Raw genomic sequence first — 11993 nt, forward strand, 5'->3', positions numbered from 1 at the left:
TCCAAACTACTTCAGATCAAACAAATTATCAACACCTAAAATCTTTCTTGAGGTAAAACCTTCGCCGTATTTGGCGTTAATGCTTTTGCCAAATTCGCGGCCCCGGCCTTGTATTTGTTCAATAAAATCAGGCGATGAGATGTACGTTTGGGGTTCATCCTCGTTCCATTCAGGATTGTGAAACTGCGAGCCGTAAGCGTAAATACTTTCAATCTTTTTTTCCCAGAATTCGGTAACGTCAACAATTATATCGGGCTTAATGTAACGGTCTTGTATAAAATGCAGCACCTGTGCCGGGCGCCACGGCTCCTGCAATTCGCCCCGGTGAAAAGTTTCAATACGGCGTAAGCCCGATAAAAAGGCTGATGCCTCTACCAATTCGTTGGCCCGGCCATGGTCGGGGTGGCGGTCGTGGTAGGCGTTGGTAATAATTATTTCTGGTTGATAGCGGCGTATAGCCTCTATTATCTTTAACTGGTACTGTTTGGTGTTCTCAAAAAAACCATCGGGCAGCTCCAGGTTTTCGCGTATGGTTAACCCTAATATTTCGGCCGCCCTGGCAGCTTCCTTGTCGCGTATCTCGGCAGTACCTCGGGTACCTAATTCGCCGCGGGTTAAATCGGCAATGCCAACTTTGTGGCCAAGTTGCACATGTTTTAAAATGGTACCGGCGCAGCCCAATTCGGCGTCGTCGGGATGTACCGGTAAAACTAAAATATCTAATTTAAGCATAAAAAAGCATAATTATTTAGGTTCGGTAGCCAGCAGGCGCTGTATCCGTTTTCTTACTTTAGAGGTTGTAGGTTTGGTAAAGGGGTAAAAAAAATCAACTACATGGCCATTGCGGTCAATAAGATATTTATGAAAGTTCCATCGTGGTTTTGAGTTGATGTTCCCGTTCTCTTTTTTATCAGCCAAAAACTTAAACAACGGGTGCGCATATGGTCCCCTCACCCTTATTTTTTCAAATATGGGGAAGTTGTTGCCATAATTGGCGCAAAAGGCAGATATTTCCTGGCCCTCCAGCGGCTCCTGCCCGCCAAAATCATTTGATGGAAAAGCCAGTATCTCAAAATCTTCACCGGCAAATTCGGTTTTCAGGTTTGCAAGATCCTGAAGCTGTGGTGTAAAGCCGCATTGCGATGCAGTGTTCACTATAAGCAGTACTTTATTGCTGAAATCGGCCAGGGTAATAGGTTCGCCGTCCAGTTTCTCAACTGTAAAGCTGTAAATGTTGCTTTTATCCATTTAATTTGAACTGGAAACATAACCTGCTTCAAGCAGGATAGCTTCGATATCGCGTTGCTCGGAGGGGTCGTAAGTTTCTTTAAGATTGTGCCCAAACAAACGGGCTACAGACTGGAAAAGGAAAGCATTAAACCCGCCCTTCAACTCTTTCGCTAAGGCATAGCTGGTGTTGCCGGTTTCGCGGCTCACCAATTTTATAAGCACCTCGCCCTGACTAATTGACAGGTTCTTGATATCCTTATTAAACAAGTCTTTTATTTCCTTTTCGCAGGCTTTCATTAATTCCTTTTGTTTCTTTTTGTCGCCGGTAAGGGCAAGGTCGCGCTGCAGCTGCCGATAGCGCTGGCCTGCAAAACGCGCATAAGGCAGCACTTTTATAACATTATAGCGCAACCGCCTGTAATTAAGCCTGTCTTGCTCGCTGGCAAAAATGCGGGTATCAACAATGCGTACCTCCGGCTCCACAATCCAGGGCACCATCTCGCCGTCGAGCTTGGTCATGTACACCTTAATGGTATCATTTTTGCCAAGTATAACCGGTGGTGCGGGTTGCTCATCCTGGGCCTTTAAGCCACCGGCCACGCAACAAAACAACAATAGCGAAACAATTAATTTCATATTTTTACCAGATACAAAATTAACGCATTTTATTTTGTTATTTTATAATAACCTGCAATAATAAATATTGTTACGGGTTTATGATAGTAGAAGATACACACTGATACATGAAAGATTTAGTGATTGACCTGGAAGCTGAGAAAAAAGAGATACTGAAAAGGTACCGGGCATTGCTGCGCGCCAGTAAATCTACCTTGCAAAAGGGCGATAAGCGGATGATACGCAAGGCGTTTGAAATGTCGTTGGAGAGTCACAAAGATATGCGCCGTAAAAGCGGCGAGCCGTATATATACCACCCAATTGCTGTGGCGCAGATAGCCGCCGAAGAAATTGGCCTGGGCACCACATCTATAGTATGTGCATTGCTGCACGATGTGGTTGAAGATACCGATGTTACGCTGGAAGATATTGAGCTTGAGTTTGGTAAAAAGGTTGCCAAGATCATTGACGGCCTTACCAAAATATCGGGTGTATTTGATACCAACAGTTCGTTACAGGCCGAAAACTTCCGTAAAATGTTGCTTACCCTTGCCGATGATGTAAGGGTGATATTGATAAAACTGGCCGATAGGCTGCACAATATGCGCACCATGGAGTTTATGCCGCGCGATAAGCAGCTTAAACTCTCGTCAGAAACGGTATACCTGTATGCCCCGCTTGCGCACCGTTTGGGCTTATACGCTATAAAATCGGAACTGGAAGACCTTTCTATGAAATACATGGAACGCGAAACTTACCAGTTCATTAAAAACAAGCTGAACGAAAAAAAGGCCGAGCGCGAAAAATTTATCCGCGATTTTATTGAGCCGGTACAAAAGGTATTGGAGGGACAGGACCTGCACGGCGAATTGTTCGGTCGCCCAAAATCCATCCACTCCATCTGGAACAAGATGAAGAAAAAGGCGATCCCGTTTGAGGAGGTTTACGACCTTTTTGCCATCAGGATAATTTTGGACAGTACACCAGAAAATGAAAAAGCCGATTGCTGGAAAGCTTACTCGATAGTTACCGACCTTTACCGGCCTAACCCCGATAGGCTGCGCGACTGGATATCATCGCCGAAGGCAAACGGTTACGAATCGTTACATACTACGGTTATGGGCCCCCGGGGGCAATGGGTTGAAGTGCAGATACGTACCAAACGCATGAACGAGATTGCCGAAAAAGGCTTTGCGGCGCACTGGAAATACAAAGAATCTTCAACCGATAGCGGTTTGGACCTTTGGGTGCAAAAGGTTAGGGATATGTTGAAGAACCCCGACTCGAACGCGCTCGACTTCCTTGACGATTTTAAAATGAACTTGTTTAGCGACGAGATTTTCATTTTTACACCAAAGGGCGCTTTGATACAATTACCGTTGAACGCCACCGCGCTTGATTTCGCGTTTGAGATACATACCGATGTTGGCGCAAGCTGCATTGGCGCCAAGGTTAACCATAAGCTGGTACCCTTAAGTTATAAGCTGCAAAACGGCGACCAGGTAGAGATCATCACCTCCGGAAAGCAAACCCCTAAAGAGGACTGGCTGAACTTTGTAGTTACGGCAAAAGCCAAGGCCAAAATTAAATCGGCGCTTAAAGAAGAACGACGCAAAATTGCTGAGGACGGTAAGGAGATACTGGAACGTAAGCTTAAATCGTTAAAAATAACTTACAACTCAGAGAATATACATAAGCTGAGCTACTATTTTAAGCTGCCCTCAACACAGGACCTTTTTTACAATGTAGCCAAGGGGCTTATTGATATGAAGGACCTGAAGGAGTACCAGGCATCTGAAAAAACCATTGAGAACAAGCCGCAGGATAAAATTGAGCACGAGCAACTGCAAAGCCTGGTGAAAAATATAAAAACCAAGGATAGCGATGTGTTGCTTTTTGGCGAGGACCTGCAGAAGATAGATTATAAGCTCTCCAATTGCTGTAACCCTATCCCCGGCGACGATGTGTTTGGCTTTGTAACGGTGAGCGACGGTATTAAGATACACCGCACCAACTGCCCTAATGCCGCCAAACTAATGGCTAATTATGGCTACCGCATTGTTAAGGCCCGTTGGACCAACCAGCAGGAGCTGGCTTTCTTAACCGGCTTGCGTATTACCGGTATTGACGATGTAGGCCTGATAAACAAGCTGACCACCGTAATATCGCAGGATTTTAAGGTTAATATCCGTTCGATAACAGTGGATAGCGATAACGGGATATTTGAAGGATCGTTAATGGTGTATGTAAATGACACGCAACACCTGGATAACCTGATACGTAACTTAAAAATGGTAAAAGGTATTACCGGTGTCACCCGGTTTGATTCGGCTATAGAAAAAGCATCATAAAAGAAGTAAGATATTAGAAACAAGCGCCAAGACCGAATGTCATTTTCTTGGCTCTTGACTCTTGTTTTTTGACTCTATATTATATTTTATTATACCTTTGCTTTGTTAATTTAACATTATGCCTGTACAGGAAACCATTGCGTTGGTAAAAAAGATTTTTGAGGCCTACCTTGAAAATAAAAGCCTGAGGAAAACCCCCGAGCGCTTTGCCATACTCGAAGAAATTTACTCGAGGAGCGATCATTTCGATGTGGAATCGTTATATATCCACATGAAAAATAAAAAATACCGTGTTAGCCGTGCTACCGTTTATAACACCCTTGAATTGCTGGTATCTTGCGACCTGGTAACCAAGCACCAGTTTGGCAAAAACATGGCCCAGTTCGAAAAATCGTACGGCTACAAACAGCACGACCATATTATCTGTATCGATTGCGGCAAGGTAGTTGAGTTTTGCGATCCGCGTATCCAGCAGATCCAGAGCATGATGGGCGATATCTTAAAGTTCGATATTAAACACCACTCACTAAATTTATACGGTAACTGCATAAAGCTTCGCAATGGTTTTTGCGACAGAAAGGTATCGTAATTACACAAATCTCATTTAAAACTTATTTCAAGAAAAGTATCATTTAATGGCTGTTGACGTATTATTAGGCCTCCAGTGGGGCGACGAAGGTAAAGGCAAAATTGTTGATGTACTAAGCGCGGGCTACGACCTGATAGCACGTTTTCAGGGCGGACCAAATGCCGGCCACACCCTGGAGTTTGAAGGCAAAAAGTTTGTTTTAAACACCATCCCTTCGGGTATTTTTTTTGATAACACCATGAACCTGATAGGTAACGGTGTTGTTATTGACCCCATCACCTTAAAAAAAGAGCTTGATAAACTGAAAGACGCAGGACACGATCTGCTGGCGAAAAAAAACCTGCAGATAGCAAAAAAGGCTCACCTTATATTACCAACGCACCAGTTGCTTGATGCGGCCTCTGAAAAGAAAATGGGCGATGGCAAAATTGGATCGACCTTAAAAGGTATAGGCCCAACTTATATGGATAAAACCGGCCGCAATGGTTTACGCATTGGTGATATTACCCTGCCCGATTTTAAAGAGCGCTACCAGAAACTGGTTGATAAACACACCTCGATGCTGCAAGCCATGTATGGCGAAGTGGCTGATTTTAGCGAGCGCGAAGCGGCATTTTTTGAGGCGGTTGAACTGATCAAGCAATTCCCGCTGGTTGATAGCGAACACCTGGTAAACAACTATATTAAACAAGGCAAAAAAGTGCTGGCCGAAGGCGCACAAGGCGCTATGCTTGATATCGATTTCGGCTCGTACCCGTTTGTTACCTCGTCAAACACTACCGCGGCCGGCGCTTGTACCGGTTTAGGTATTGCCCCGAGCAAAATTGGCGATGTGATTGGAATTTTTAAGGCTTATTGTACCCGTGTAGGCGGCGGCCCCTTCCCTACCGAACTTAACGACGAAATGGGCGAAGAACTGCGCCGTATAGGCCACGAGTTTGGCGCTACTACAGGCAGGCCACGCCGTACGGGCTGGATAGACCTGCCGGCGCTTAAATACGCCATTATGCTTAACGGTGTAACACAATTGGTAATGACCAAGGCAGATGTGCTAAGCGGATTTGATAAGATATATGCCTGCACCCACTATAACTACCTGGGCGAGCAAATTGACTATATGCCTTACGATATTTGTTCAGTTGACGCACACCCGGTGCTGAAAGAAATTGACGGCTGGAACGAAGACCTTACCGGCATTACCGAACTAAACGAGATCCCTGAAAAACTCCAATCATACATCGAATTTTTAGAAGCCGAACTGGAGGTACCTGTAAAATGGCTATCCGTAGGGCCGGACAGGAAACAGACTTTGGTATTGCAATAATACCGTTTAATCATTTGAAAGGCTGATCAGATACCTGATTGGCCTTTTTTGTTATAGACCTGGCTTGCTTATGGCATAAGTACCGCGAACAAATTGTACAGGCAATGAAGCAGCGCAACCCGGTAGAATGCACGATACCCGGTTTTAAGACAATAGATATAAAAAAAGTTCATCACCAGCCCGTTGCCAAACATCACTACAATATAAAGCAAACTATAGTGGTGCAATAACCCGAATAGCGCTGCGGGGATAATTATCAACAGTAGCGAATTTTTTATCCCTGCCTTTTGCAACAGTATGTTAGGTAATTTTACAAGTAATAAGGTTTCCAAAAGCGGGGCTACAACGCAAGCCAAAATAATTTGCGATACAAGACCTTCAGTCTCAATTGGGTTGTTTATTAATTTAATATCATTAAAGCCATAGGCAGCAATAGCTGCAAAAAGAAGGCTGTTTAATATAGACATCAGCAGGCAAGCTAAAAATACCTTGTAAAAGCCCACTCTGCCAACGAGCAGCATATGTTTAAGACGATATAGATGTAAATGCATGTATTAGCGTTTGCTCTCTTTGGGTCACTCTTTTTAACACAATATAGTAAAACCTGTGCTATCAACCATATTAGTTAGCTATTTTTGCAGCGTGACTACCAGTGTAAAAAACGTAACCGAATTTAAACAAAAAGCGCTTGCCTGGGCCTCAAACTTTGACACCCTGTGTTATCTTGATAGTAACAGCTTTAACGACCCCTATGGTAAATTCGATACGCTGATAGCCGTTGGTGCCAGAGCTGAACTTATAGCAAATTCCGGTAACGCTTTTGAGCGACTTTCGGAATTTAAGAATAACAACCCCGGCTGGTTAACAGGCTTTTTTGGTTACGACCTGAAGAACGAAATAGAAAGCCTTCAGTCAGACAACCCCGACCAGCTTGAATTTCCGGATATGTACTTTTTCGCGCCGGAAGTCCTCATCAGCATCAAGGAAAATACCGTTGAGATAATTGGCGAAAACGAAAATCAAATATTTGAGGCATGTACGGGATTCGGACTCGTACATGGTAATCAGCAGCCGACTATCAATCTGCAGCCCCGTTTCAGCAGGGCGGAATATGTAGGAACGGTTGAGCAGATAAAGCAGCATATTATCCGCGGTGACATTTATGTAACCAATTTTTGCCAGGAATTTTACGCGGATAATACAGCGATAGAGCCCTTGTATATCTTTAATAATTTAAATGACCTATCGCCTACCCCCTTCTCTGCCTTTTTTAAATGGAAGGGTAACTATATCATGTGCGCTTCGCCCGAGCGGTTTTTGGCAAAGCGGGGCAGCAAACTGATCTCCCAACCAATAAAGGGTACCGCCAGACGTGATGATGACGAGGTTACAGATAAAACCATCATCGATGAATTGCGCAATCACCCCAAAGAACTGCAGGAAAATGTAATGGTAGTAGACCTTGTACGGAATGATCTGACCCATTCGGCTAAACCCGGCACCGTTAAAACCGAAAACCTTTACAATATTCAAAGCTTTAAGCAGGTGCACCAGATGGTATCAACCGTGGTTTGCGAATTAAGGGATGAAGTAACGTCTGTGGATGCAATCAAAAACACCTTCCCTATGGGCAGCATGACCGGCGCGCCAAAAATAAGCGCCATGCGGTTGATGGAACAATACGAACGCAGTAAACGCGGGGTATATTCCGGAGCGGTAGGATATTTCAGTCCGGATGGTGATTTTGATTTTAACGTAGTGATACGCACGCTGCTTTATAATTCCACGAAAAAGTATCTATCCCTTCATGTAGGCAGCGCCATTACTTATCACGCCAATGCGGAGCAGGAATACGAGGAATGTTTGTTAAAAGCCAAAGCTATTTTAGAAGTACTGGGCATACGGGGTAAAAGTTGATAGTAATGGCGGCTTGCAGAACCATTCGCAAAGCGTTTAGGTCTTCGGCAAGCTTAAACCGACAAAATTTTACTTATCCCGGCAACACCGGATCCAACAATAACTTATCCGCTATCCTGACAGCTATTTCGGAACCATTTGCCCAAAAGGCCGAAAATGGCTTTACGCTCAAATACGGTAAAAAAGCCTCGCCATATAACTCCTTGATATCCGCCTCAAAAACAATCCTTTACTTCGGCAATTTGCCAGGCAATGTGCTCTACCTGGTACTGCATGGTTTTGCGGTCGGTAAGGCGGTTATAACCCCAGTAATGTTCAAAAATAAATTCCTCGGCACTGTCTGCCTTTATTTGAGTAAGGCTGTTGCGTACCGTAGCGCCAAGTTTATTCCATTTATCCTTAAGTTTCCATTCGTATAAGAATTGGGTATGATTGGCCCCATCTTTAGTGATAGCATGCCGCATAGGTAGCGCCCGGTAATGCTCTTTATACAGGTTGTTTGCAATAAGCACGATCATGCTTTTTGGCACTATTTCGCTGATAAATACTGCGCCGCGTTTCCATTGCTTCCCATCAAAATGGCGTACGTAAAAGCGCAGGTTCACCTCCTCGAAATTTACATGGAACGGCCACTTAATACCGAGCACACGGGTATCTTTAAACATAAAGCCTACCATGCTTACCAGCGCTTTCCCCTCCCACAGGTCTATCTCTGTGGCGGCAGGCAAATAAGGTTTCAATATCTCGGGGTCAACCTCGTAATTAAGCATTACTAGGTTGCGCCACTGGGCGGTAAGAAAACGGGATTTGGAGGTGGGCATGATGTTAAAACGGTGAAAGACAAGGTTTGTTTAATCTATTGCCTTTATACTCACCCTCTGCACGGCGTGCGCGACCCTCTTTGCTGCAAAGAGAGTGAGAGAGATTCTATTTTACCCTCTTGTGCAGCAGAGAAGGTGGTCGGGCGAAGCAAGACGGGTGAGTAAATTTGGCTTTCGCAATTTACTTAGCTAAAACACAAAAGGCCGCAAAGTATAAATCTCTGCGACCTCTTGAATGTTTATACTGTAATTTCTTATCTTCCCTTGTAATACTTTAATGCTTCGGGTATCAGCCTTTGAATATTGGCAATACGGGTAGCATCGCTGGGGTGTGTGCTTAAAAACTCTGGCGGCGCGCCTTGGTTCTGGGCGGCCATGCGCTGCCAAAAACTAACCGCCTGGCGCGGGTCGTAACCGGCCATAGCCATAAAGGTTAAGCCTAATCTATCGGCCTCATTTTCTTTGTCTCTGGAGTATTTCAAGGTAGCCAGCTGGCCCCCAACCCCATAAAGCGTACCTATAATAGCTTGCGTGGTTTGCGATTTATTGCCAGTAGCGGCATTAACAGCGGCCCCGCCCGCCTGCACTGCCATCTGCTGCGAAAGCGCTTCGGCCGAGTGGTGAGCAATGGCGTGTCCAATTTCGTGGCCCATAACAGTGGCCAAACCCGCATCGGTTTGTGTTAAAGGTAATATACCGCTATACACAGCAACTTTACCGCCAGGCATGCACCAGGCGTTTACCTCTTTACTTTGTATCAGGTTAAACTCCCATTGATAATTGTACTGGTCGCCGTAACCGTTGGCCTTTAAATAATTGTCAATTGCCGCGGCAAGCTGGTTGCCAATGCGCTTTACACGCTGGGCATCAGTACCGGTATTGATTACTTTTGTGCTGGGGTCTGATAATAACTGTCGGTAGCTTTGCGCAGCCGCCGGATTAATCTGATCATCGCTTACTAAACTGAGTTGCGAACGGCCTGTTAACGGCACGGTGGAACAGGCATAAACAGCAACGGCAATAATTGCCATCGCCAAAATTGGTTTGAGTTTTTTCATGGTAAGTCAGGCAGTTTTCTTTTTAAATAAATTAACTTTCGACTCTTTGCCTTTTAGTAACCGTTCTATATTTTTTTGATGCGTAACCAAGATCAATATACATATACACATTCCATATATTATGACCGATTTAATATACACCGGGAAAATAAAAGTTACACCGATTGGATACATAAAACCGGCTAATATAGACGATAACGATACATACCTGGTTATAAGCAACGTAACAATAAAAACCAGCACGCAAAGCAAAGCAGCCGGTAAATTAATAGCTAATATCATTCCAAAAAGGGTAGCAATGCCTTTGCCGCCCCTAAAACCCGCAAAAACCGGGAACAAATGGCCCATAACCGCGGCTATACCCAAAGCTAATTCGTAATTGGTAAACGCTATAGAATGGAACGCCCCGGTGGTGGTTACCCCGATAACATAAGCCAGGTTGGTGGCGGTCCAACCTTTTAAAATATCAAGCAGCATAACCGGGATGCCGGCCTTTTTACCAAGCACCCTAAACGTGTTGGTTGCGCCTGCGTTGCCACTGCCGTACTCGCGTACGTCAACATTGTAAAACGCCTGCCCTATCCATACTGCAGTAGGAATTGATCCGAATAGGTAAGCCAGAATAAGCGCTGAAATCGAGTAGACTGATAGCATCTGCCTGCAATATTATTAAATTGATGTTAATACTACGCAATATATCATTATAATTTTACACGGCTCCCCTAAATTCCCGGCAACGCAAAGCGCTTTAAAAAAGCACTTATCAATCCGGTTAAAAGGCAAGCCTCGACTACGCTTTTACAGCTTTCAGGCTAAGGTCTAAACTTTTAACAGAGTGTGTAAGCGCGCCAACCGATATGTAATCTACGCCGCAATCGGCATAATCGCGTATGTTATCGATGGTTATACCGCCTGATGCTTCGGTGATATACCGGCCCTGTATCATATTTACTGCCTGCCTCAGGTCATCAAAATTAAAATTATCTATTAAAATACGGTTTACATTACCGGTTTGCAATACCTGCTCTAATTCCTCAAGGTTGCGCACCTCAATCTCTATGGCAAGTTTTTTCCCGGTATCGGTAAGATATTTATTGGCATTTTCAATGGCCTGGCGTATCCCGCCCGAATAATCCACGTGGTTGTCTTTGATCAGGATCATATCGTACAACCCAAAACGGTGGTTAACGCCGCCGCCTATGCGTACCGCCCACTTTTCCAGGTAGCGAAGTCCCGGGGTTGTTTTACGCGTATCTAATACTTTGGTATTTGTACCCTGTAACAGGCGTACGATATGGTTGGTATTGGTGGCAATGCCGCTCATACGCTGCATGCAGTTAAGCACCAGTCGCTCGGCTTTTAGTATGCTCCGGGCATCGCCCTCTACCTCAAAGGCAATATCTTTGGGTTTTACTTCTGCGCCGTCGTTTAAAAAAACATTCAGCCTAAGGTTAGGGTCAACCTCGCGAAATATCTCCCGGGCAAGTTCTACCCCTGCAAGTATGCCGGTATCTTTAACTAATAATTTTGCTTTGCCTTGTGTGCCTCCTTCTATGGTCGAGAGCGAAGTATGGTCGCCATCGCCTACGTCCTCAATTAAAGCATTAACAATAAACTGGTGTATAATTTCTTTGTCCAAACCTTTGATTTTTGAGCTTCAAAAGTAAGAACATTTGACAATTAATTAGGTTTTTCGGTCTCAATTCTCAACTCAATAATTTCCATATCCTTGTTGATATCTTTAAGCGTGTACGATACCCTGAACTTGCCCTTATCTGTAGTTAATATAAGCACGCCAAAGTTGTAATTAGGGTTCGAGCTTACACGATGCAGTATTTTTACCGAATGCGGTTTATTCTCTCTGAAAAATTTATCCAATATCATTTCTGATTGCGACTTCGCATATACATTGCTTTCGTCTAAAATGCTGATATCCACATTTACTGCAAAAAACTTCGCTATTTCGTGGGCGTTACCTTGTTTAAAAAAATCGGCGATTTTTTCAATAGTGCCCCCGGTAGCTACCAGCGGCAACAGGTAAAAAAGGGAGAGCATCGGCAGATATCTTAGTTTCATAATGATATGACC

At 44.3% G+C, this 11993-nt stretch carries 13 protein-coding genes; 4 read left to right on the top strand and 9 right to left on the bottom strand.

Annotation, left to right across the window (positions count from 1 at the left end; genetic code table 11):
• Nucleotides 1–6 precede the first annotated feature (6 nt).
• Genes bshB1 through HDC91_RS07855 form a run of 3 tightly spaced genes read right to left on the bottom strand, consistent with a single transcriptional unit; the run spans nucleotide 7 to nucleotide 1866 of the window.
• Nucleotides 7–732, bottom strand: a complete 726-nt coding sequence (bshB1, locus tag HDC91_RS07845) for a bacillithiol biosynthesis deacetylase BshB1 (protein WP_183550188.1) — start codon at nucleotides 730–732, stop codon at nucleotides 7–9.
• Between the two features lie 12 nt (nucleotides 733–744).
• Nucleotides 745–1248, bottom strand: a complete 504-nt coding sequence (locus HDC91_RS07850; protein WP_183550190.1) for a glutathione peroxidase — start codon at nucleotides 1246–1248, stop codon at nucleotides 745–747.
• On the bottom strand, nucleotides 1249–1866 hold the full coding sequence (locus HDC91_RS07855; RefSeq protein ID WP_183550192.1) for a DUF4294 domain-containing protein: 618 nt from the start codon (nucleotides 1864–1866) through the stop codon (nucleotides 1249–1251).
• A gap of 107 nt (nucleotides 1867–1973) precedes the next feature.
• Between HDC91_RS07855 and HDC91_RS07860 the strand changes: the two genes are divergently transcribed.
• The 3 genes from HDC91_RS07860 (at nucleotide 1974) to HDC91_RS07870 (ending at nucleotide 6109) form a co-directional block, all read left to right on the top strand.
• The gene (locus HDC91_RS07860; RefSeq protein ID WP_162431397.1) at nucleotides 1974–4196 is read left to right on the top strand and encodes a bifunctional (p)ppGpp synthetase/guanosine-3',5'-bis(diphosphate) 3'-pyrophosphohydrolase; all 2223 of its coding nucleotides are present in this window, start codon (nucleotides 1974–1976) and stop codon (nucleotides 4194–4196) included.
• A 118-nt stretch (nucleotides 4197–4314) separates the two neighbouring features.
• Complete coding sequence (locus HDC91_RS07865; RefSeq protein ID WP_162431396.1) at nucleotides 4315–4785, top strand: Fur family transcriptional regulator; 471 nt, start codon at nucleotides 4315–4317, stop codon at nucleotides 4783–4785.
• Between the two features lie 46 nt (nucleotides 4786–4831).
• On the top strand, nucleotides 4832–6109 hold the full coding sequence (locus HDC91_RS07870; protein ID WP_183550194.1) for an adenylosuccinate synthase: 1278 nt from the start codon (nucleotides 4832–4834) through the stop codon (nucleotides 6107–6109).
• Nucleotides 6110–6177: 68 nt separating this feature from the next.
• Here the strand turns inward: HDC91_RS07870 and HDC91_RS07875 are convergent, their stop codons facing one another.
• Entirely contained in the window at nucleotides 6178–6630 is a 453-nt protein-coding gene (locus tag HDC91_RS07875; protein WP_221262126.1) for a type II CAAX prenyl endopeptidase Rce1 family protein, read from the bottom strand.
• A gap of 121 nt (nucleotides 6631–6751) precedes the next feature.
• On the opposite strand from HDC91_RS07875, the gene HDC91_RS07880 reads away from it, so the two are divergent.
• Complete coding sequence (locus HDC91_RS07880; protein WP_183550198.1) at nucleotides 6752–8026, top strand: anthranilate synthase component I family protein; 1275 nt, start codon at nucleotides 6752–6754, stop codon at nucleotides 8024–8026.
• A 215-nt stretch (nucleotides 8027–8241) separates the two neighbouring features.
• Here the strand turns inward: HDC91_RS07880 and HDC91_RS07885 are convergent, their stop codons facing one another.
• The 5 genes from HDC91_RS07885 to HDC91_RS07905 all read right to left on the bottom strand — a co-directional run bounded on the left by HDC91_RS07885 (nucleotide 8242) and on the right by HDC91_RS07905 (nucleotide 11981).
• Entirely contained in the window at nucleotides 8242–8847 is a 606-nt protein-coding gene (locus HDC91_RS07885; RefSeq protein WP_221262127.1) for a YqjF family protein, read from the bottom strand.
• Between the two features lie 254 nt (nucleotides 8848–9101).
• Nucleotides 9102–9905, bottom strand: coding sequence for a M48 family metallopeptidase (locus tag HDC91_RS07890; RefSeq protein ID WP_183550200.1), 804 nt, complete (start codon nucleotides 9903–9905; stop codon nucleotides 9102–9104).
• 6 nt (nucleotides 9906–9911) lie between these two features.
• Nucleotides 9912–10559, bottom strand: a complete 648-nt coding sequence (gene plsY, locus HDC91_RS07895; RefSeq protein WP_162431390.1) for a glycerol-3-phosphate 1-O-acyltransferase PlsY — start codon at nucleotides 10557–10559, stop codon at nucleotides 9912–9914.
• 136 nt (nucleotides 10560–10695) lie between these two features.
• The gene (nadC, locus tag HDC91_RS07900; RefSeq protein ID WP_183550203.1) at nucleotides 10696–11544 is read right to left on the bottom strand and encodes a carboxylating nicotinate-nucleotide diphosphorylase; all 849 of its coding nucleotides are present in this window, start codon (nucleotides 11542–11544) and stop codon (nucleotides 10696–10698) included.
• Between the two features lie 41 nt (nucleotides 11545–11585).
• The gene (locus HDC91_RS07905) at nucleotides 11586–11981 is read right to left on the bottom strand and encodes a DUF4783 domain-containing protein (protein WP_183550206.1); all 396 of its coding nucleotides are present in this window, start codon (nucleotides 11979–11981) and stop codon (nucleotides 11586–11588) included.
• Between the last annotated feature and the right edge of the window lie 12 nt (nucleotides 11982–11993).

The organism is Mucilaginibacter sp. AK015 (assembly GCF_014200785.1).
In the GTDB taxonomy this organism is placed as follows: Bacteria; Bacteroidota; Bacteroidia; order Sphingobacteriales; family Sphingobacteriaceae; genus Mucilaginibacter.